General features: G+C 72.5%; 19 protein-coding genes. 14 read left to right on the top strand and 5 right to left on the bottom strand.

Annotated features, from left to right (window positions below):
- The first annotated feature begins 43 nt into the window (after window positions 1-43).
- The 5 genes from DEJ25_RS05990 (at window position 44) to DEJ25_RS05970 (ending at window position 5,389) form a co-directional block, all read left to right on the top strand.
- Window positions 44-1,849, top strand: coding sequence for a dihydroxyacetone kinase family protein (locus DEJ25_RS05990; RefSeq protein WP_111044081.1), 1,806 nt, complete (start codon window positions 44-46; stop codon window positions 1,847-1,849).
- Window positions 1,846-2,307, top strand: a complete 462-nt coding sequence (locus DEJ25_RS05985) for a ribose-5-phosphate isomerase (RefSeq protein WP_110904378.1) — start codon at window positions 1,846-1,848, stop codon at window positions 2,305-2,307. Before DEJ25_RS05990 ends, DEJ25_RS05985 begins: the two co-directional genes overlap by 4 nt.
- Before the next feature lie 127 nt (window positions 2,308-2,434).
- A complete protein-coding gene (locus tag DEJ25_RS05980; protein WP_181421631.1) occupies window positions 2,435-3,502 on the top strand; it encodes an outer membrane lipoprotein carrier protein LolA in 1,068 nt (355 codons plus the stop codon).
- A complete protein-coding gene (locus DEJ25_RS05975; RefSeq protein WP_111044080.1) occupies window positions 3,499-4,506 on the top strand; it encodes an ABC transporter ATP-binding protein in 1,008 nt (335 codons plus the stop codon). The genes DEJ25_RS05980 and DEJ25_RS05975 overlap by 4 nt, the downstream gene beginning before the upstream one ends.
- On the top strand, window positions 4,493-5,389 hold the full coding sequence (locus DEJ25_RS05970; RefSeq protein ID WP_258366432.1) for an ABC transporter permease: 897 nt from the start codon (window positions 4,493-4,495) through the stop codon (window positions 5,387-5,389). The genes DEJ25_RS05975 and DEJ25_RS05970 overlap by 14 nt, the downstream gene beginning before the upstream one ends.
- Window positions 5,390-5,456: 67 nt before the next feature.
- On the opposite strand, the gene DEJ25_RS05965 is transcribed toward DEJ25_RS05970, so the two are convergent.
- Both DEJ25_RS05965 and DEJ25_RS05960 read right to left on the bottom strand, forming a co-directional pair.
- Window positions 5,457-6,536: an NADP-dependent oxidoreductase gene (locus tag DEJ25_RS05965; protein ID WP_111044079.1), complete on the bottom strand. Its 1,080-nt coding sequence runs from the start codon at window positions 6,534-6,536 to the stop codon at window positions 5,457-5,459.
- Between the two features lie 230 nt (window positions 6,537-6,766).
- Window positions 6,767-7,678, bottom strand: a complete 912-nt coding sequence (locus DEJ25_RS05960; RefSeq protein ID WP_111044078.1) for a metallophosphoesterase — start codon at window positions 7,676-7,678, stop codon at window positions 6,767-6,769.
- Window positions 7,679-7,737: 59 nt separating this feature from the next.
- On the opposite strand from DEJ25_RS05960, the gene DEJ25_RS05955 reads away from it, so the two are divergent.
- The 3 genes from DEJ25_RS05955 (at window position 7,738) to DEJ25_RS05945 (ending at window position 11,019) form a co-directional block, all read left to right on the top strand.
- Window positions 7,738-8,736, top strand: coding sequence for a low specificity L-threonine aldolase (locus tag DEJ25_RS05955; RefSeq protein WP_111044077.1), 999 nt, complete (start codon window positions 7,738-7,740; stop codon window positions 8,734-8,736).
- Window positions 8,737-8,827: 91 nt separating this feature from the next.
- On the top strand, window positions 8,828-9,802 hold the full coding sequence (locus DEJ25_RS05950) for an ABC transporter ATP-binding protein (protein WP_375334538.1): 975 nt from the start codon (window positions 8,828-8,830) through the stop codon (window positions 9,800-9,802).
- Entirely contained in the window at window positions 9,799-11,019 is a 1,221-nt protein-coding gene (locus DEJ25_RS05945; RefSeq protein WP_111044076.1) for an ABC transporter permease, read from the top strand. Before DEJ25_RS05950 ends, DEJ25_RS05945 begins: the two co-directional genes overlap by 4 nt.
- 34 nt (window positions 11,020-11,053) lie before the next feature.
- Here the strand turns inward: DEJ25_RS05945 and pnuC are convergent, their stop codons facing one another.
- On the bottom strand, window positions 11,054-11,719 hold the full coding sequence (pnuC, locus tag DEJ25_RS05940) for a nicotinamide riboside transporter PnuC (protein ID WP_110904371.1): 666 nt from the start codon (window positions 11,717-11,719) through the stop codon (window positions 11,054-11,056).
- Window positions 11,720-12,119: 400 nt separating this feature from the next.
- Here pnuC and DEJ25_RS05935 point away from each other — a divergent pair, with 400 nt between their 5' ends.
- The 4 genes from DEJ25_RS05935 (at window position 12,120) to DEJ25_RS05920 (ending at window position 14,971) form a co-directional block, all read left to right on the top strand.
- Window positions 12,120-12,680 carry an alternate-type signal peptide domain-containing protein gene (locus DEJ25_RS05935; RefSeq protein ID WP_110904370.1) on the top strand — a complete coding sequence of 187 codons (561 nt, stop codon included), beginning with the start codon at window positions 12,120-12,122 and terminating at the stop codon, window positions 12,678-12,680.
- Window positions 12,681-12,795: 115 nt separating this feature from the next.
- On the top strand, window positions 12,796-13,389 hold the full coding sequence (locus DEJ25_RS05930) for a TasA family protein (RefSeq protein ID WP_111044075.1): 594 nt from the start codon (window positions 12,796-12,798) through the stop codon (window positions 13,387-13,389).
- On the top strand, window positions 13,386-14,273 hold the full coding sequence (locus DEJ25_RS05925) for a hypothetical protein (RefSeq protein ID WP_110904368.1): 888 nt from the start codon (window positions 13,386-13,388) through the stop codon (window positions 14,271-14,273). Before DEJ25_RS05930 ends, DEJ25_RS05925 begins: the two co-directional genes overlap by 4 nt.
- On the top strand, window positions 14,270-14,971 hold the full coding sequence (locus DEJ25_RS05920) for a signal peptidase I (RefSeq protein WP_258366431.1): 702 nt from the start codon (window positions 14,270-14,272) through the stop codon (window positions 14,969-14,971). Before DEJ25_RS05925 ends, DEJ25_RS05920 begins: the two co-directional genes overlap by 4 nt.
- Here the strand turns inward: DEJ25_RS05920 and DEJ25_RS05915 are convergent.
- The gene (locus tag DEJ25_RS05915; RefSeq protein WP_111044074.1) at window positions 14,938-16,548 is read right to left on the bottom strand and encodes a Mur ligase family protein; all 1,611 of its coding nucleotides are present in this window, start codon (window positions 16,546-16,548) and stop codon (window positions 14,938-14,940) included. The genes DEJ25_RS05920 and DEJ25_RS05915 overlap by 34 nt on opposite strands.
- A gap of 200 nt (window positions 16,549-16,748) precedes the next feature.
- Between DEJ25_RS05915 and DEJ25_RS05910 the strand changes: the two genes are divergently transcribed.
- On the top strand, window positions 16,749-17,288 hold the full coding sequence (locus DEJ25_RS05910; protein ID WP_111044073.1) for a hypothetical protein: 540 nt from the start codon (window positions 16,749-16,751) through the stop codon (window positions 17,286-17,288).
- A 177-nt stretch (window positions 17,289-17,465) separates the two neighbouring features.
- Here DEJ25_RS05910 and DEJ25_RS05905 read toward each other — a convergent pair whose 3' ends face one another.
- Window positions 17,466-18,512 (bottom strand): NAD(P)-dependent alcohol dehydrogenase, encoded by a 1,047-nt coding sequence (locus DEJ25_RS05905; protein ID WP_111044072.1) that lies wholly within the window; start codon window positions 18,510-18,512, stop codon window positions 17,466-17,468.
- Between the two features lie 201 nt (window positions 18,513-18,713).
- Here DEJ25_RS05905 and DEJ25_RS05900 point away from each other — a divergent pair, with 201 nt between their 5' ends.
- Complete coding sequence (locus DEJ25_RS05900) at window positions 18,714-20,042, top strand: GNAT family N-acetyltransferase (RefSeq protein ID WP_110904364.1); 1,329 nt, start codon at window positions 18,714-18,716, stop codon at window positions 20,040-20,042.
- Window positions 20,043-20,153: the final 111 nt, after the last annotated feature.

Genomic DNA, 20,153 nt, shown 5'->3' with positions numbered 1-20,153 from the left:
GATGTGTATAAGAGACAGACGCGTCCCCGAGGAGGACCCCACCATGACCACGATCTGCGACGACCCCGAGGACTTCGCCGAGGACCAACTCAGAGGCTGGCTCGCCCTGTACGCCGACCGGGTGCGCGGCGTCACCGGCGGGGTGGTGACCCTGCCGACCGCCGGTGCGTCACCACAGGTCGCAGTCGTCGTGGGCGGAGGCTCGGGGCACTACCCGGCGTTCAGCGGGCTGGTCGGACCCGGGCTCGCGACCGGCGCCGTCGTCGGCAACGTGTTCACCTCGCCGTCGGCCGCGCAGGTGTACTCGGTCGCGAGGGCCGCCGACCAGGGCCGCGGGGTCGTGCTGTCCTTCGGCAACTACGCCGGAGACACGATGAACTTCGGGCTCGCTGCGGAGCGGCTCCGTGCGGCCGGCATCGACACCCGGATCGTCGTCGTCACCGACGACGTCGCCTCGGCCGACGAGGCCGACCGTCGCCGCGGCATCGCGGGCGACTTCGCGGTGTTCAAGGCGATGGGTGCCGCCGCGGCCGCGGGCGCGTCCCTCGACGAGGTCGAGCGGATCGGTCGGCACGCGAACGGACGGACCCGAACCATCGGCGTCGCCTTCTCCGGGTGCACCCTGCCGGGTTCGGCCGGGCCGCTCTTCACCGTGCCGGCCGGACACCTCGGCCTCGGGCTCGGCATCCACGGCGAGCCGGGCATCCGGGACGTCCCGTTGCTCCCGGCACGAGCCCTGGCCGAGTTGCTCGTCGAGCGTCTGCTGGTGGAGTCCCCGCTCGACGCAGCGGTACGTGACTCGACGGCGCCCCGTCGGGTCGCAGCCGTCCTCAACGGCCTGGGGGACACGAAGTACGAGGAGCTGTTCCTGCTGTGGGGCCGGATCGCTCCGCTCCTGACGGCCGCGGGGGTCGAGGTCGTCGAACCCGAGGTGGGCGAACTCGTGACGAGCCTGGACATGGGCGGCTGCTCGCTCACCCTGCAGTGGCTCGACGACGAACTCGAGCGCCTCTGGCGGGCCGATGCCCACACGCCGGCGTACCGCAAGTCCGCCGCACCGGTCGCGGCGCTGGTCCCGGCGGACGTCGCGACCGAGGCGGCGACCACCGCGTCCGTCGTCCCGGACGCGACCCCGGCCTCCCGTCGAGCGGGCGAAGCAGCACGCGCCGTGGTCCGGGCGATGGACGGACTGCTCCGCGAGCAGGAACACGAACTGGGTCGCATCGACGCGGTGGCCGGTGACGGGGACCACGGACGCGGGATGGTGAAGGGCGCCGGCGCCGCTCGCCGGGCAGTCGAGGGCATCGACGGGTCCGCCGGGGTCGGCTTCCTGCTCGGACGCGCGGGAGAGGCCTGGGCGGCCGAGGCCGGCGGGACGTCCGGCGTCCTGTGGGGTGCGGCGCTCGAAGCGTTCGGCGCGTCGATCGGAGACGACGCCGACGAGGTCACCCCACCGATGGTGGTCGACGCCGCGGCGGCGTTCGCGGAGGCGATCGTCCAGCTCGGGCGGGCGCAGCGCGGGGACAAGACGCTCCTCGACGCACTGTTGCCGTTCGTCGACGTGCTCGACGAAGCGGTCGCGGCTGGACGACCGCTCCCCGATGCCTGGGCCGCCGCCGCCGAGGTCGCCGTCCGGCAGGCGGTGGCGACCGCTGCACTCACTCCGCGGGTCGGCCGCGCCCGCCCGCTCGCCGAGAAGAGCCTCGGGACGCCCGATGCCGGTGCCGTCTCGATGGGGATGGTCCTCACCCGGATCGGCGAGGTCCTGACCAGCCGGGTCGAGCAGCCCGACACCACCGCCAGCACCACCACCACCACCACCACCACGAACAGAGGAGTGCACGCATGACGTTCCGCATCGCGATCGGGTCCGACGACGCCGGCTTCACGCTGAAGGAGGTGCTGCGCGCCGACCTCGCCGCCGACCCGCGCGTGGCCGAGCTCACCGATGTCGGGGTCGACGCCGACGGCCACACCGCGTACCCGCACGTCGCCGTCGAGGCGGCCCGCCTCGTCGCCGCGGGCCACGCCGACCGGGCCCTGCTGGTCTGCGGCACGGGCCTCGGCGTGGCGATCAGCGCGAACAAGGTGCCGGGCATCCGAGCGGTCACCGCACACGACCCGTTCAGCATCGAGCGCTCGGTGCTGTCCAACGACGCCCAGGTGCTCTGCCTCGGGCAACGCGTGATCGGGTCCGAACTCGCCCGACGCCTGGTCCGGGAGTGGCTCGGGTACACGTTCGACCCCACCTCGGCGAGCGCCGGGAAGGTCGACGCGATCCGGTCCTACGAGCGCTCGGACGACTGAGACCACGGACGCTGTGCTCCGGCCGCAGGGGCGGCCGGAGCACAGCGTTCTGTCGGCTGTCGGACGTACGGTTCTGCCGACTCCGATGCTCCACCGAGGTCTGCCGTTCCACCGAGGGGATCGACCCATGAAGAAGTCCGCCTGGCTGCCAGCCCTGATCGCACCCGTCGTCGTGGCCGGTGCCGTCGCCGCTCCCGTCATCGCGCAGGCCGCGTCCACCCCGATCGCCGGCGACGACCCGACCGCGGCGGCCGTCATCGCCAGCATCGCGAAGTCGTCCGACGCGCAGTACTCGGGCAAGCTCGCACAGACGAGCGACCTGGGACTGCCGGAACTCCCCGCCGGTGCCGGCGGCTCCTCGCTCGAGGGCGATGCCTCGGACGCCCTCAGCCTGCTCACGGCATCGCACACCGCCCGCGTCTACGTCGACGGACCGAGCAAGCAGCGCGTGCAGGTCACCGAGCAGCTCGCCGAGCAGGACCTGATCCGCAACGGCAGTACCGTGTGGACGTGGGACTCGAAGGAGCGCGCGGCGACGAAGACCACGCTGCCCAGCCGGTCGGCCGAGTCCCCCGCCAGCGGCACGGCCACTCCGACGGACGTCGCCGAGCAGGCCATCGACGCGATCACGCCGACCACGACCGTCTCGAAGCCCGTCGTGGTCTCGGTTGCGGGGCACGACGCCTGGTTGCTCACCCTCACCCCGAAGTCCGCGGACACCCTGGTCGGTTCGGTCCAGCTCGCGGTCGACCAGCAGACCGGGCTCCCGCTCCGCGCGGCCGTCACGGCCACCGGCGCGGACGAACCGGCGTTCCAGGTCGGGTTCACCAGTCTCGAGTACGGTGCACCGGCAGCGCGACTGTTCGACTTCACCCCGCCGACCGGTGCCGACGTCCACTCGAAGGACTTGTCCGACGCCCGCCCGGGCTCTGGTGCGCGCCACCACGGGTCTGACGGCGCCGATCGCCCGACCGTCTCCGGCAGCGGCTGGGACACCGTCGTGGCGCTGCCCGCGGGGAGCGCCGACCAGGCCGGCCTCGGGTCGGACGCGTCGGGCCTCCTCGACCAGCTGACGACCGCGGTGGCCGGCGGTCGAGCTGTCCAGACCTCGCTCGTGTCGGTCTACCTGACCGACGACGGCCGGGTCCTGGCAGGCGCGGTGCCGGTCACGGCCCTGGTCGCCGCGGCGAAGTGACGACGGGTACGGACGCAGCCGCGGCGCCGCAGACCGGCTCGGCAGCGGCGGCGGGACCGGAGACCGTCACCGACCTCGCGATCCGCACCGACGGACTCCGCAAGGTGTTCCACAAGCAGCGGGCGGTGGACGGCATCGACCTGGCCGTCCCCCGCGGTTCGGTCTTCGGGTTCCTCGGGCCGAACGGCTCCGGCAAGACCACCACGATCCGGATGCTCCTCGGGCTCTCCAGCGCGACCGGAGGCACGATCGAGGTGCTCGGCGAGTCGATGCCCGCGGCGCTCCGCTCGGTGCTCCCCCGCGTCGGTGCGCTCGTCGAGGGTCCGGCCTTCTACCCCTACCTGTCGGGCCGCGCGAACCTGTCCCGGTTCGACGCCGCCGACCCGACCTCGGACCCGCGCAGCCGGAAGGACCGGGTCGCGCACGCACTGGACCGCGTCGGCCTGACGCATGCCGCCGACAAGAAGGCGCATGCGTACTCACTCGGCATGAAGCAGCGCCTGGGTCTGGCGAACGCCCTGCTCACCCCCCGCGAACTCCTGGTCCTCGACGAGCCGACGAACGGGCTCGACCCGCAGGGCACGCGCGAGGTCCGCAACCTGATCCGTTCCCTTGCCGACGACGGCACCACGGTGTTCGTGTCGAGCCACCTGCTGGCGGAGATCGAGCAGGTCTGCACGCACGCCGCCGTGATGCGGACCGGGCAGCTCGTCGCGCAGGGCACGCTCGACGACCTCCGCTCCGCCGGTGCCCGCACCGTCACGGTCCGCACCCCGGACGCCGGACAGGCAGCGGTCGTCCTGGGGCGCCTCGGTCTGGCACCGCGACGGGACGGCGGGTCGGACGTCCTCGTCGCCGACCTGGTCGCCGACGTCGCACCCGAGACCATCACCGCGGAACTCGTCCGCGCCGACGTCCGGGTCCGGGGCCTCGCCGTGGGTGGCGGGACGCTCGAGGACCTGTTCGTCGCGCTCACCGGAGAGGGATTCGATGTCGCTGGCTGACCCCACCCCGACCACGGCCGAGCGACCGTCGACGGCCGGCGGCGTCTCCGCTCCCGCCCCCGTGCGACGGACGCGTGCCTTCGCCCTGCTCGGCTCCGAGCTCGCGCTCGTCTTCCGACGCCGCCGTAGCTGGGCGATGCTCGGTGCGCTGGCGGCCGTGCCGATCCTGATCGCCGTCGCCGTCCGCCTGACCACCGGCGAGGACAGCGGCGGCCCGGCGTTCCTCGGCGACATCACGAACAACGGCCTGTTCGTCGCCTTCACCGCCCTGACCGTGTCGATCCCGCTGTTCCTGCCGCTCACCGTCGGCGTCGTCGCGGGCGACACCGTGGCGGGCGAGGCGAGCCACGGCACCCTGCGGTACCTGCTCGTCGCGCCGACCGGCCGGGTGCGTTTCATCCTGGTGAAGACCGCCGGCGCGATCGCGTTCTGCCTCGCCGCGACCCTGCTCGTCGTGCTCGTCGGTGCGGCGATCGGAGCGGTGCTGTTCCCGATCGGTCCGGTGACGCTGCTGTCAGGCACGCAGGTCGGCGGCTGGTCGTACTCCGCACGCGCCCTGCTCCTCGCGCTCTACGTCACCCTGTCGATGCTCGGACTGGTCGCGATCGGGCTGTTCGCCTCGACGCTGACGAACGTGCCGGTCGGGGCGATGGCGGCGACCGTGGTGTTGGCCGGCGTCTCGCAGGTGCTCGACCAGCTGCCGCAGCTGGACTGGCTGCACCCGTACCTGTTCTCGCACCTGTGGCTCGGGTTCGGCGACCTGCTCCGCGACCCGATCTCGTTCGACTCGTTCGGCAGCAACGCGCTGCTGCAGCTCGGCTACCTGGTCGTGTTCGGCGCGCTGGCGTACGGCCGCTTCGCCAGCAAGGACATCCTCAGCTAGGCGCCCGAGTACGGAGGCGCCCGAGGACGCCCTCCGCTCCACGGCGAGGGCGTCCTCGATCGGCACGTCAGCTGGTCGAGACCGCGCCTTCGGCCCCGCGGGACGCCGGCGAGCCGCTCTCGAGCGTGCCGTCGGACTTCTCCTCGGCGTACCGGTCGCGCAGATCGCGGGCCTTCTCGGACCGGTACCAGTCCTGACGGGCTCCGGTCTCGACCGGCTGCATGCCGACGACGACCTTGCCGCGGGAGTGCATCTCGGCGAGGTCCTCGTACGCGTCCACGATGTACTCGAACGGGTAGAAGCCCGAGATGAGGATCTGCACGCGGCGGTCCTCGACGGCCTTCGCCAGGAACAGGATGAGCTCCTTCGCCTCCGGGTCGGACGCGGGAGCGCGGAGGAACCGCAGCTCGGCGTCTCGCCGGGCCTCGGACGAGACGAAGCGCTTCTCGTCCACGCCCAGGCGGAGGGCCAGTTCGTGCGCGGCGTCGTCACCGTGGTTGTCGATGAACGCGGTGATGGGTCGGCCGTTCGCGATCTCGGCGATCCGGGCCTCCTCACCGTCCCCGTAGGCGACGGGCAGGATGCCGATCTGGCGGAGGTAGTCGTGGTTGCGCGGGCTGCCGAGTCCGATCACAGTCGCGCCGGCGTCGCGGGCGAGCTGGCACTGGATGTGGCCGACACCACCGGCGGCGGCGCTGATGACGACGGTGTCGTCCGGGCCCAGGCGGAGCTTCCGGACCACGTCGACGGCGGTGCAGCCCGCCAGGTAGAGCCCGCCGGCGACCTCCCACCCGACGTGTGTGGGCTTGATGACGACCGCTTCACGGGGCACCACGACCCATGTCGCGTGCGAACCGCCCTCGGGTGCGTGGCCCATGACCTCGTCGCCGACACGCAGGTCCTTCACGCCGTCGCCCCGGGCGCGGACGATGCCGGCCAGGTCGACGCCCTGTCGCGCGGGGAAGTCGACCTGGACGTGGTCCTGCAACCTGCCCTCGCGGAGGAACCGCTCGATGTGGTTGAGGCCGGCGGCGATGACCTCGACGACGACCTCTCCGGGTCCGGGCTCCGGCCGTTCCTGTGACACGACCTCGACCACGTCGAAGTCGCCGTACCGCTGGTACTGCACTGCGCTACCGGTTCGCATGAGACCCTCCTCGGGACGTCGTGCGTTCCGTCCTACTCGCCTCAGCCACGGCTCCGTCCGCGGATGTGGGGTACTCGCAGGGACCGGCCCGGATCCGGGGACCGGCCGTGGACGGCGGGACGTCGGGAAGGCGGACGGGACGACCGGGAGGCGGACGGGACGGCCGGGAGGCGCCGGGCGGGGCCACCACGTGCCTCCCGGCCGTCAGGTGGTTCGTCCGGACCTGCCGGTCACGACAGGCCGAACGCCTCCGCGATCCGGGTCGCGGCGGCCGCGTCGAGGTGCAGAGCCCGCTGGTCTGCGTCGGCGCGGGGCACGCGGACGGGCGTCGACCAGAGCGAGCCGTCGGCTGCCAGGTCGACCACGAGCGCACCGGTGCCGATGAGCGCGGTCTCCTGCTCGTACGGTCCGGCGACGTCGTTGTCGTTCGCGACACCCGGCGCCACGAGCACCGGCACCCCGCCGATCGACCCGGCGAAGTGGTGGTGGTAGTGACCGCCGAGCACGACGCGGACGTCGGTCCCCCGCAACACGTCGGCGAGGTCCTGCGGGTTCCGGAGCTTCAGGGCGTCGTGCAGCGCGGTCGGCGCGGGCAGTGGTGGGTGGTGCAGGACGACGACGGAACCGTGGTCGGACGGCTCGGCGAGCGCGGTGCGCAGGTGCTCGAGGACGGAAGCGTCGAGTTCACCGTAGCCCGCCCCCGGCACGCTGGTGTCGACGGTGACGACGCGCCGACCGGCGACGATCGACCGACCCCGCACCGGCACCGACGGGTCGTGGTGCTCCATGGTGTGCATGAGCGGCTGTCCGCCCTCGCCGAGGACGTGGCCGTCCACCAGGACCTGCCGGAAGCCGACGCGCTGGTCGTGGTTGCCGGGCACGGTGACGAACGCGGCACCGTGCCGTTCGGCCCAGCTGCCCACCGTCTGCCGGACCGTCTCGTAGGACTGGGGCGAACCGTCCTCGGACACGTCGCCCGAGATCACCACCAGGCCGACGCCCGGAACGGTGTCCAGGTGCTCGAGCAGCGCACGGAGCGCCGCCGTCGTGTCGACCGTGCCCTGGTGCAGGGTGCCGTCGCCCGTCAGGTGCGTGTCCGACAGGTGCAGGATGCGGAGTGTTCCGGGTGCGGGAGGCTGCATGTCGCACACCGTAGCCGGGCCGTGCACCAGCGGACCGTCGGCAGGGTTACCGTTGTCCGGTGATCGACCTGCGCTCCGACACCGTCACCCGTCCGACCCCGGCGATGCGCCGTGCGATGGCGGAGGCCGAGGTCGGCGACGACGTGTTCGGCGAGGACCCCGAGACCACCCTGCTCGAGCAGGAGGTCGCGGAGCTCCTCGGGCACGAGGCCGGCCTGTTCACCCCGTCCGGCTCGATGGCGAACCAGCTCGGTCTGCGGCTGCTCGTCGGTCCGGGTGAGGAACTGCTCGCCGACGTCCAGGCCCACGTCGTCCGCGCCGAACTCGGGGCGGCGGCGGTGTTCTCCGGCATCACGACCCGGACCTGGGCCTCGGAGCGGGGCCGGCTGGTCGCCGAGTCCGTGCAGGAGATCGCCGAACCGAACGCGGGCGCCTACTCGGTGTCCACCACGGCGATCGCGGTCGAGAACACCCACAACTTCGGTGGCGGCACCGTCCAGCCGCAGCTCGAGGTGCGTGCCGTGCAGGACTTCGGTCGCGCGCACGGCATCGGGCTGCACCTGGACGGCGCCCGGCTGTGGAACGCCCACGTCGCATCGGGCACCTCGTTCCGTGAGCTCGCCAGCGGCTTCGACACCGTGTCGGTCTGCATGTCGAAGGGTCTCGGCGCGCCGGTCGGGTCGGTGCTCGTCAGCACGGCCGAACGGATCGCGGCTGCCCGCATCTGGCGGAAGCGCTACGGCGGGGGCATGCGGCAGACCGGCATCCTGGCCGCCGGTGCCCGGTACGCCCTGCACGAGCACGTCGACCGCCTGGCCGAGGACCACGCGAACGCCCGGACGATCGCGGCAGCGCTCGACGTCGACCCGGCCACGGTGGACACGAACATCGTCTTCGCCGAGGTGTCCGACCCGGCGGCCTTCGTCGCGGCTGCAGCGGCGGCCGGTGCCCGGGTGATGCAGCTCGGGCGGACGACGGTGCGGATCGTGACACACCTCGACGTCTCGGCCGAGGACGCCGAGCAGGCGGCCCGGGTGCTGGCCGCACTCCCCCGCTGAGGCGCGACCGCGTACCGCTCGCGGTCAGCGACGCCGGCGGCCGGTCCGTCAGACGGCCTCGGTAGGGTCGGCACGTCGGAAGGGGTCCACCGTGGCCGGAGCAGGCATCAGCGTCCGCGACTTCGTCATGCGCTTCGGCGACCGCAACGTCGTCGACGGGCTGACGTTCGACATCGCCCCCGGTGAGACGTTCGGCCTCCTCGGCAGCAACGGCTCCGGCAAGACCACGACGATCCGCGCGCTCCTCGGCATCACCGCCCCGACCGCCGGCACCCTGACGATCGACGGCGAACCCTACCGGCCTGCGACGGGCGGCATCGGGTACCTGCCGGAGGAGCGCGGGCTCTACCGGAAGGAGACGGTCATCGACGTCATGACGTACTTCGCGGCCCTCCGCGGCATGCCCCGCGGCCCGGCGACCCGGTGGTCGACGGACTACCTGGAGCGCGTCGGTCTGGCGGACAAGGCGAAGGTCCGCATCGACAAGCTCTCCGGCGGGCAGCAGCAGAAGGTGCAGCTCGGCATCACGATCATGGACCGGCCGCGGCTGCTGATCCTCGACGAGCCGACGAAGGGCCTGGATCCGGTGAACCGCCGGCTGCTCCTGGACCTGGTCGACGAGCGGAAGGCCGACGGCGCGACGGTCGTCCTCGTCACCCACCACATGGACGAGGTCGAGCGGCTCTGCGACCGGATCCTGCTCCTCAAGGACGGGGTCGCCGCCGCGTACGGCACGATCCCCGAGGTACAGGACGCCTTCGGCGGCGCCGTCGCGAAGGTCGCCCTCAGCGGGCCGGTCCCGCGGTCCGACCGCTACCGGCTCGCCCGCCACGAGGGCCACGTCGCGTACCTGGTGCCCACCGCGGCGGCGGCGGCCGACGGGTCGGACATCCTCGCCGAACTCGTGGCCGCCGACGTCCACGTGACCGGCTTCGAGATGCGCCGGATCCCGCTCGACGAGATCTTCGTGCAGCTGTACGGGCACGACGCCGACGCGGACGCTGCCCGCGCCGACGGCCGGACCGGCGGGGCCGCCCGAGCCGTCCCGGTCGGAGCAGCGCGTTGAACCGCCTGGGCACGGTCGTCCGGTTCGAGTTCGTCCGCGCGGTGAAGAAGCCGGCGTTCTGGATCGGCACCCTCGCCCTGCCGCTCGTCGTCATCGTCGTGTCGCTGCTCGTCGGCGTCGGGCAGGCCGCCGGCACGGACTCCGCGATCTCCAGCGGCTCCGCCGCCCGTACACCGTTCCACTACCTCGACCGGTCCGGGCTGGTGTCCGAGACGGTCGCGGCGAAGTGGGGCGGAACCCCGTCCACCGATCCCGCTGGGGACCGGGCAGCCGTCCGCGCCGGACACCTCGACGCGTTCATCGAGTTCCCGACGCGGCCGTCCACCACCCCCGTCACCGTGCTCGGAGCAGACCGTGGGCTGTTCGCCAACACCGGGTACGCGGCCCTGGCGGAGCGGGTGCTCGAGCAGAGCGTCGCCGCGCAGGTCGACGACGCCGAGGCCGTGCACATCCTCCGGTCGCCACCGGACGCGACGGTCACCACCTACGCCGACGGGCGGGTCGCGCCGGGCTGGCTGTCGATCGTGCCGCCGCTGCTCTACGTGGCGGCGTTCTTCGGGCTGGTGATCCTGCTCGCCGCCCGCATGGTCACCGTCGTGGTCGAGGAGAAGGAGAACCGGATCTCCGAGATGATCCTGACCACCGTCACGGCTGGCACGCTGATCCGCGGCAAGGTCATCGCGATGCTGCTCGTGGGCCTCGTGCAGGTCGGCGTGTTCCTGGTGCCCGGGCTGCTGTCGCTGGCCGTCGTGCTGCCGTTGGTCGCCGGTCGGGTCGGCACCGTCGCGCTGGACCCCTGGCGGATGGTCGCGGGGGCGCTGCTGCTCGTCGGCGGGGTGCTGCTGGCGTCGGCGCTGTTCGTGGCGGTCGGCGCGTCGGTGCCGACGATCAAGGACGCGTCGACGCTGCAGTCGGCGGCGCTGTTCGCGGTGATCATCCCGCTCTACGCGGCGTTCTTCGTGATGACGACACCCTCGTCGCCCGTCGCCGCGTTCTTCACGTACTTCCCGACGTTCACGCCGGTGACGGCCATGGTGCGGAACGCCGTGGGGTCCCTGTCGGTCGTCGAGACCATCGCGTGCATCGTCGAGGTGTTCGTCGTCGCGGGCGTGCTGCTCTGGTTCGCGGAGTACCTGTTCCGGCACTCGGTCGCCCAGTACGGGTCGAAGGTCAGCCTGAAGCAGATCGCGGGCTGGCGGCGGACCCGCGCACGCTGACGCCCGTCTCCGTGAGGCGCCCCCGGGCCTCCCGTCAGCCGACGGTGACGGGAGCGGCGGAGGGCTTTCGGCCCTGTGCCATCCAGACGAAGAACCCGGCCAGGGTGAAGGCGCCGTAGACGACGTACATCAGGCCCGAGGCGTAGTACCCGGCGGAGAACAGCAGCGGCACGCCGACCAGGTCGACCGCGACCCAGATGAGCCAGAACTCGACCCAGCCCTTCGCCATGCCGTAGGTGGCCAGGAGTGATCCGACGAAGATCCACGCGTCGCTCCACACCGGCTCGTACGAGCCGAGGGCGCGGAACACCGGGGTCAGGACCGCGGTGCCGCCGACCAGCGCGACGACGAGCAGTGCGCGGGACCGCCAGGAGGCCCACTTCGGCTCGAGCACGGTGGTCGCCTCGTCCGCGCGGTGCGTCCAGCGGTACCAGCCGTAGACACTGACCAGGATGAACATGACCTGGCGCCCGGCCTGGCCGAGCAGGTTGACGGGGTTCGGGGTGTCGAAGAGCGCGCCCATGAAGACGGTGAAGAGGAGCGCGTTGCCCGCGATGCCGACCGGCCAGGCCCACACCTTGCGGCGCATCCCGCCCAGGGCGCTGAGCAGCCCGAAGACGTTGCCGATCACCTCGCGCCAGAGCACCGTCTGGTCGCCGATGACGAGCTGCGCGTCGAACAACCACCGCACGATGCCCATGTGACCTCCTCGATCCGACTCGATGCAACTGCACAGACCTCGTCGGCATTCCGGCACAGACCTCGGCGGCATTCCGGCACAGACCTCGGCGGCATTCCGGCACAGACCTCTTCGGAAGCGGGGTACAGGAGTGTCCGCCGCGCGGAGGACCGAGAACCCCCTCGTTCTGGGGTGGATGCTTTCGTACATTCTCCTGTCCGCAGTTTGGGGGACCCGGTACGTTCGTCCACAGGACAACCCAGCCCGAGCATCCCTCACTCCTGGGCACACGGGTCGTCCTCCGGCACCGGTCAGCCGCGTCCTCCCGCCAGCACGGGAGGTCGGTGACAACCGTCCCGTCGGGCTCTCCCGAACGCCCGAGACGACTGCAGCGCTGCCCAGCGCAGGAACGGACAGAACAATGCACAAGATCGTGACCGGCACCATCGCGAGCGCCGCGGGTGTCGCACTGCTGCTCGGCGGAGCGGGCTCCTTCGCCCTGTGGAACGCGAGCGCCAGCAGTGCCGCCACGGCCGTGTCCTCCGGCACCCTGACCCTGACGGCGAACGACGACGGTGCGTGGACGGACGTCACCAACGGCCGCTCGGACGCCATCGACCCCGCCTCGGTCCTCATGGTCCCGGGCAACACCTACCGGTTCACGCAGACGCTCGTGATCGAGGCGACCGGCAAGGACCTCCGCGCGGAGCTCACCTACGCGAAGCAGAGCATCACCGGGGACGCCGATCTGGTCGCCGCGACCGAGAAGACCCTCGACGTCACGTCGTCGACCGCGTCGGTCGCCGAGACCGCGGACCCGACCGTCTTCACCGTGACGCCGTCGGCGAGCACCTCGACGGTCCGTGTGACCTTCACGATCACCCTGCCCGAGTCCGCCACCACCGGCCAGGACGGCACCGTCGACGTGGGCGCCCTCGCGTTCACCCTGACGCAGACGGCCATCGGCTCGACGGGTTCCTGACCCGGCTCCGACCGACGGACGGCGGGCCCCTGATCCGCTCGTCGTCCGTCACCACGCGCCCGGCACCGGGGCACCGGGGCACCGAACGAGGACCACGACGTCCAGGGGGACGCGCATGACGAGGACCACGCCGACGACGGGACGCCACCGCGCGCCCCGTCGACGGCGCTGGGCCTGGCCACTCGGTCTCGGACTGGTGCTCGCCGTCGCGGCCGCGGTCGTCGGGAGCGGCGGCACCTACGCGCTCTGGAACAGCACCTCCGAGACGCCGGCATCGACGGTCCGCTCCGGCACGGCCGCACTCGCCGTGGCTCCCCTGACCGCGATGTACAGGACTCCCCTGGCCCCGGGACGGAGCACGACCGGCACCTTCTCGGTCCGGAACAGCGGGTCGGTGCCGCTCGCCATCCGGATGCAGGTGACGACGCTGCACGTCGCCTACGCCTCGGTCCCGGACAGCGCGGTCCTCGACGAGCTGACGCTCCGTCTGGCCCCGGTGGCACGCGCGGCGGACTGTCGGCCAGGCCTCGGCGGCTACGCCGCCCGCCCGGCCGCGTTCGACACCGGCAGCGGGCACTTCACGCTCCCCATCGGTGCCTCGGCGACCGGTTGCCTCGAGATGGTGCTCGACGCCGACGCACCCCAGACCGTGTCCGGCGCGGTGACCGACTTCACCGTCACGATCACCGGGACGCAGGTGGCACCGTGAACGCGCGCGTCCGGTCCCTGCTGGCCGTGCTGCTCGTCGCCGTGTTCGTCGGCGGAGGGTCCTCGGTCGCCTGGGCACTGTGGACCACGACCGGGACCGCCGCGTCGAGCGCCACCAACGGCAAACTCGCGGCGGCGATCTCGGGCACCACGGCGATCACGACGACGTTCACCGCCGGGGCCCCGACGGTCACCCGGCCGGTGACCCTCACCAACGCGGGCAACATCCCCGGCACCACCGCGACGACCGCCGTCGTCGCCGACGGTTCGACGGCGCTCGCCCGGGCCGTCGACGTCGCGGCCTGGCCCGTCCCGACGACCGCCGACTGCACGGACTCGGCCGCCGTCGGCCCCGGGGGCGTCAGCGGCACCTGGGCCGCACTGCCGAGCCTGACGTCGGCGCTCGCGCCTCGGACGGCCGCCGTCTGGTGCATCCGGTCGACCCTCGTCGCCGGCGCCCCGACCTCGGCCACCACGAACATGCACCTCGCCCTCACCACGACGAACGCCAGCTGGGTGTCGTCGACGGTCTGGGGCGGGTTCTACCTCAACTCCGGCCAGGACCTGCCGTCCCTGACGTGCACCGACCCGACGCAGGGCTCCAACTACGTCGAACTCACGTGGGACCAGGGTGACCGCGCGGTGGGCACGGTCTACGCCGCCTTCGTCGGCGACGAGCAGGTGGGTGACCGGCAGACCGGGGACTACCCGCACATCACCCTGGCTCCGGAGCAGGTCACCCCGAGCGCTCGGGGCGCTGCCACCGTCACCGTCGTCGTCCGCGCGCTCGACGCAGCCGGGCAACCGACCGCGGACGTCGTCGGCAGCGGTCAGGTGACCCTGTTCACGCTGGACACCGGCCCGAAGATCCGGTGCGGCGCATGACCATGCTGACCTCGGACGCCCCCCGCCGGACGGGAGGCACGTCCCACTCCCGCCACGCGGCCCGCCCGGTCGCGCCACCCGCCCGGAGCGGCCTGCTCGCGGCCCTCCGCGCGCTCGGGATCGGAGTCACCACGGGCCTGGTGCTGCTGGTCGCGGGGCTCGCCGTCGTGCTCGTGGTGCTGCCGAAGGCAACCGGTTCGGTGCCGCTGTCGGTGCTCACCCGGTCGATGGAACCGACCCTGCCGCCCGGCACCCTCGTCGTCGTCCGACCGGTCGCCGCCGCGGACGTGCGGATCGGCGACGTCGTCACCTACCAGATCGAGTCCGGTCGGCCCGAGGTCGTGACGCACCGGGTCGTCGCGATCGGCTCCTCGTCCGACGGCACCCGACGGTTCGTGCTCCGCGGCGACGCGAACGACGCCGTGGACCCTGCCCCCGTCATCCCGGCGCAGATCCGCGGCGAGGTCTGGTACAGCGTGCCGTGGCTCGGGACGGTCAACCAGGTGGTGAACGGCTCGCGGACCTGGCTCCTGCCGACCGTCGCCGGGCTGCTCCTGGCGTACGGCGTCGTCATGATCGCGACCGGCACGGTGTCGGTGGCGCGCCGACGACGCCGTCGGGCGCGCCGTCGGGAGCGCGGGGTGGACCACGTCCGCCGTCACGATCAGCAGGCGGAGACGGCCTCCCGCGCCGGATGACCCGCCTCGGCGAGCGCCGCCTGCGCGTCCCGGAAGGACGAGTACGGCACGTGCACGCCGCGGACGTCCCGGTAGTCGGTCAGTCCTGGTCCCGCCCAGTAGACGACGCCGTCATCCCCGACCGCGGCCAGGGCATGGCGGATCGCCTGCGCCGGGTCCGGCAGTTCCACGACCCGTGCCGTTCCCGGGACACCGCGCGCGCCGCGGAGGATCGCGGCACGGATGCCGTCCGGGTCCTCGAACCGCGGGTGGTGGTCGGCGACCACGACGACGTCCGCCAGTGACGCTGCCGCCGTGCCCATGGCCTCCCGTTTGCTCGGGTCACGGTCGCCGTCGGCGCCGAGGACGATGCCGACCGGCCCGGTGGTGAAGGCACGGATCGCCTCCAGGCTCTTCGCGAAGGCGTCCGGGGTGTGGGCGAAGTCGACGAAGACCCGCGGTCCGGTCGGGCTCGACGCGTCGGCCATCCGCCCTGGGACGACGACGTCGAGCGAGCCACCGGCCGCCGCCACGAGGTCGGCGGCCGGGATGCCCGCGGCACGGAGCATCGCGACGGCGAGACCGACGTTCGCCGCCATGTGCCGGCCGAGCAACGGGACCACGGTCGTCATGCTGACGTCCGGGCCGTCGATCCGGAACCGTGTGCCGTCGGCGTGCTGGTCGAGGACCGTCACGTGCCAGTCCGCGACCGTGCGGGGTTCGCTGGTGATCGTCTCGACCGGGATCCCGGCCTCGGCGACGACCGCGCGACCGGCGGCGGAGTCGAGCGAGACGACACCGCGGGCGGCACGGTCCGGGCGGAACAGCCGCAGCTTCGCGCGGAGGTACTCGTCCATGTCGGCGTAGTCGTCGAGGTGGTCGTGGCTGAGGTTCGTGAACCCGGCGACGTCGAAGTGCACGCCGTCGACACGGTGCCGCGAGAGCCCCTGGGCGCTGACCTCGATCGCGGCGCCGTCGACGGAACGCTCCCGGGCCCGGGCGAGGAAGGCGTGCAGCTCGGTGGCCTCGGGGGTGGTCAGGCGGCTCGCAACGACCTCGTCCGCGATCCGACGCTCGGCCGTGGACGTCATCGCCGTCGTCCACCCGAGGCGCCGCATGATGGCGTCGAGGACGGAGACGGTGGAGGTCTTGCCGTTCGTACCGGTGACGCCGAGCAACGGGAAGCCGAGGTCCGCGGTGACGGAGACCGTCCGGGCGACCGCTCCGAGGACGGCTCGTGGGTCGCGGACGACCACGGTCGGCAGACCCGAGCGGGTCGCTTCCCGGGCCCCGGCCTGGTCGGTCAACACCGCGACCGCACCGCTCGCGCGGGCTGCACTGACATGACGGACCCCGTGCCCGTGCCGACCGGGCACCGCGACGAAGAGCCACCCGGGGCGGAGGTCCTCGGTGGCGACGGCTGCCCCGGTGACGTGCACGTCCGCGAGCACCGACGGCAGCGGACGGGCTCCGGCCGCCGCAGCGACGTCGGTGAGTCGGATCAGCTGCGGGCGGACGGGATCGAAGGCGTGCGACACGGGGTCCTCCTCGTCGGGCTCCACGGCCGTCGGGACGGCGGTGGTCGGGTCGACGAGCATCGGGTCCGACGGACGTCGCGGGTGCGGATCGTCAGGGTGCCGATCCACCGGGCGACGACGTCGGCTGTCGCAGCGCGGCCGTGACCCGGAGGACCAGTCAACGCGCTGTGCACCGAGCGACACCACAGGCACCCGTACCCCGGTGGTGCGCGGGTGGTGGCGGGTCGATCCGGCGCCGGTCGCGGTCTAGGCTCTGGCGGGTGACGGACGGTCGGGTGGACGGGGTGCAGTGCGCACGCTCCCTGCTCGACGACGCGACGGCACGACTCGCGGCGGCGCGTGCCCGGGACGAAGCGCTCGGGGAGTACGTCGAACCGAAGCCGGTGCTCGGCATCCGACGGGACCCGACCATCCGCTCCCTCGGACGGGTCTGGCGGGTCGGTGCACTGCTGCTCGGGTCCTCACCCGAGACCGCCGGCCAGGTCTGGGCGACGGGATCGATCACGCGTGTGACCGAGGCCGGGCGGTCCCAGTTCGTCTCCGTCTCCGCCGAGGTCCGTCGCGCGTACCGGGCGGCTGCGGCGAAGGGGCACTTCGCGCCCGGGGACACCGTGAACCACAGCGTGACGCCGATCCCGCTCGACGCCACGCTCGTCGGTGCGGACACGGCGCTGTTCGTGCGTGACGACGAGCCCCGCGTGCGGTGGTCCGCGACCGCCGGCACCGACGTGCCACTGGCCGACTACCTCGCCGACCGGGTCGGCCTGCTCGTGGACCCGCCGCCCGGCGCGACGGACTAGCGGCGCCCGCCACGGCGCGTGGCTTCCGGGCGACACACCCGGCAACGACTGGTCACTGACACATGGCCCTGGACATCAGAGCCAGCCGCTTCCAGCGCGGACTGGAGGGACGGTGCAGGGCCGCTCCGTTCCTCCAGTCCTGTCGCTTGCTCGCTTGCTCGCTTGCTCGCTCGCTCGCTACGGGACGATCACCGCGCGCCCGCGGATGGTGCTGGCGGCGAGGTCCTCGTACGCCTTGGGCCCGTCGTCGAGGGAGTACGTCTGCACCTCGACGTCGACCTTGCCGGCACGGGCGAGGTCGAGCACTTCGATGAGCTCGCTCCGCGATCCCCAGTACGGCACGCGGACAGCCGCGTCGTAGGCGATCGATCCGAAGCCGAACGAGGCGGTGCCGCCACCGATCCCGACGATCGTGACGTCGGAGTCGAGTCCCGCGACCGCGATGGCCGTCGCGATCGTCGGGTCGGCGCCCACGAAGTCGAACACCGCGTTCGCACCGAGGCCGCCGGTGATCTCACGGATCTTCCCGGCCGCGGACGCGTCGCTGATCAGCGTGACGTCTGCGCCGACGTGCTTCGCGAGCTCGAGCTTGTCCTCGTTGACGTCGAGCACGATCACGGTCGCGCCGGACAGTGCCTTGAGGATCTGGATGCCGACGTGGCCGAGCCCGCCGGAGCCGATGACGACCGCGTACGTGCCCGCACCGAGTTTCGGCAGGGACCGCTTGATGGCGTGGTACGGCGTGAGTCCCGCATCGGTCAGCGACACGTTCTGCACGGGGTCGAGGTCGCCGAGCGGCACGAGGTGCCGCGGGTCGTCGACGATCATGTACTCCGCCATCGAGCCCTGGTTGCCGAGACCGGGCGGACGGATGCCGAGGGCGTCTGCGTTCGTGCAGTAGTTCTCGCGTCCCGTCGAGCAGTTGTGGCAGTAGCCGCATCCCCACGGACCGTAGACCGCGACTGCGTCGCCGACCTGCAGGGCCGTGTCGACGCCCTCGCCGAGCTCGTGGACGACACCGGCGCCCTCGTGGCCGAGGGTGAGCGGCAGTGGGTAGTGCTGGTCGCGGTAGGCCTGTTCGGGCAGGCTCATCACGTAGTCGTCTGAGTGACAGACGCCCGCGGCAGTGACCTTGAGCAGCACCTGGCCAGGGCCGGGGGTGGGGATCGGGATGTCGACGACCACCGGCGGCTTGCCGACCTCGACGTATCGCAGTGCCTTCATGTGGGGACCTCCTCCGCGGGAGCGAGTGGCCTCCGTTGACCGACACGTGTCGCTCGACGCGCGGATCCCATGATGCTCCGCCCCGGTGCCTGAGGCTCGGAGGTGCACCGCTCCGGAGCGTTCCCGCCATCACACGGGTCTCCCGGGGTGTGGATGCGGCATGCCCGTTGTCCCCGGCCGGCTCCCCGGTAGGGTCTGATCGTGGCTCTGATCAACGACGAATCCACCGACCGCTACGACCTCCGCGAGTTCCGCCCGCGGACCGACGACCAGGGGGCGCCGGACGCCACCACCCGCGCCTGGATGGACGCCGTGGGCGTCGGTTTCCACGAGCCTCCGGAGTCCGACGAGGGCGCCGCCCGGATGGTGTCGCACTTCGTCGCCGACCAGGAGACGTTCCTCGGCGTGTACGTCAACCGGCCCGTCGCCGGGTCCGTCGACGAGACCTGGCCCGCCGGCACGTTCACCTGGTTCCCGAAGGACCTCAGCTGGGGAGACGGGACCGCGATCCGGACCCAGGCCGTGTCCGCCGTGACGGTCCGCCCGACCGAACGTCGCCGCGGGATCCTCCGCCGGATGATGACGCGTGCGCTCGAGCGCGGGGTCGAGGAGGGCTACGCCGTCGCCTCGCTCACCGCCTCCGAGGGCACCATCTACCGCCGCTTCGGATTCGGCTGCGCCATCCGTGAGCGCGCCGTGCACGTCCGACGTGACCGGGCGCTGCCGTTCCTCGCCCCGACCACCGGCACGGTCGTCATGGTCACCACGCAGTGGTTGGCAGACGGCGTCGGCCAAGAAGTCTTCGCCCGCTTCCATGCCCGCACGCCGGGCTCGATGGTGCGCAACACCGGCACCTGGCCGATCGTGTTCGGGGAGCTCGGTCCCGACGGTCAGAAGGCCAAGGACGTCCGGGCCGCCGTGCACCGCCCCGACGACTCCGACGAGGTCGACGGCTACGTCACCTGGCGGGTCGTCGAGGGCAAGACCGGCGAGGACACCCGCGTCGAGATCGTCGACCTGGTGTACACGACCGACGCCGCGTACCTGTCGCTGTGGGAGTTCCTGCTCTCCATCGACCTCAACGACGTCGTCGTCTACAAGCGGTCCCGCTCGGACGACCCGATCGTCGCCGCTCTGGCGGACGCTCGCTCCTACGACGTCGACCACGAGGAGGACCACGTCTGGCTCCGCGTCCTCGACGTCGCCGCGGTGCTGCAGTCCCGCCCGTACGCAGCCGACGGCTCGCTCACCATCGCGGTCACCGACTCGCTCGGGCACGCGTCCGGCACGTACCGGCTCGACGTCCGGGAGGCACGTGGCACCGTCACGCGGCTGGCATCCGACGCGGACGTGGCCGGCTCCGACATCGCGCTCGACGTCGCCGACCTCGGGGCGCTGCTGATCGGGTCGGTGTCGCCGGTGACGCTCGCGGCGGCGGGGCTGCTGCGTGCGGCAGACCCGGCGGCGCCGGTGCTCCTCCGCGCGATGCTCACCCCGCCCCGGACCCCGCACGGCATCACGTACTTCTGACGCGGGCGGCGGCTGCGCGGCCGGTCGGCCGCGGCCGGCCGGTGTCGCGTCGCGTGGCGTGGCGTGGCGTCGCGTGGCGTCGCACAACAGCATCCGGCCCGAACCACGGGA

It is taken from the genome of Curtobacterium sp. MCPF17_011 (assembly GCF_003234145.1).
Lineage (GTDB): Bacteria > Actinomycetota > Actinomycetes > Actinomycetales > Microbacteriaceae > Curtobacterium.
Note: the sequence above shows the minus strand (reverse complement) of the source record. Positions and strands in the feature narration are given on the sequence as shown.

Bases quoted from the DNA above. Each gene is read 5' to 3' on its own strand.
- DEJ25_RS05990 (WP_111044081.1), top strand. From the start codon at position 44: ATGACCACGATCTGCGACGACCCCGAGGACTTCGCCGAGGACCAACTC.
- DEJ25_RS05985 (WP_110904378.1), top strand. From the start codon at position 1,846: ATGACGTTCCGCATCGCGATCGGGTCCGACGACGCCGGCTTCACGCTG.
- DEJ25_RS05980 (WP_181421631.1), top strand. From the start codon at position 2,435: ATGAAGAAGTCCGCCTGGCTGCCAGCCCTGATCGCACCCGTCGTCGTG.
- DEJ25_RS05970 (WP_258366432.1), top strand. From the start codon at position 4,493: ATGTCGCTGGCTGACCCCACCCCGACCACGGCCGAGCGACCGTCGACG.
- DEJ25_RS05965 (WP_111044079.1), bottom strand. From the start codon at position 6,536: ATGCGAACCGGTAGCGCAGTGCAGTACCAGCGGTACGGCGACTTCGAC.
- DEJ25_RS05960 (WP_111044078.1), bottom strand. From the start codon at position 7,678: ATGCAGCCTCCCGCACCCGGAACACTCCGCATCCTGCACCTGTCGGAC.
- pnuC (WP_110904371.1), bottom strand. From the start codon at position 11,719: ATGGGCATCGTGCGGTGGTTGTTCGACGCGCAGCTCGTCATCGGCGAC.
- DEJ25_RS05935 (WP_110904370.1), top strand. From the start codon at position 12,120: ATGCACAAGATCGTGACCGGCACCATCGCGAGCGCCGCGGGTGTCGCA.
- DEJ25_RS05930 (WP_111044075.1), top strand. From the start codon at position 12,796: ATGACGAGGACCACGCCGACGACGGGACGCCACCGCGCGCCCCGTCGA.
- DEJ25_RS05920 (WP_258366431.1), top strand. From the start codon at position 14,270: ATGACCATGCTGACCTCGGACGCCCCCCGCCGGACGGGAGGCACGTCC.
- DEJ25_RS05915 (WP_111044074.1), bottom strand. From the start codon at position 16,548: ATGCTCGTCGACCCGACCACCGCCGTCCCGACGGCCGTGGAGCCCGAC.
- DEJ25_RS05905 (WP_111044072.1), bottom strand. From the start codon at position 18,512: ATGAAGGCACTGCGATACGTCGAGGTCGGCAAGCCGCCGGTGGTCGTC.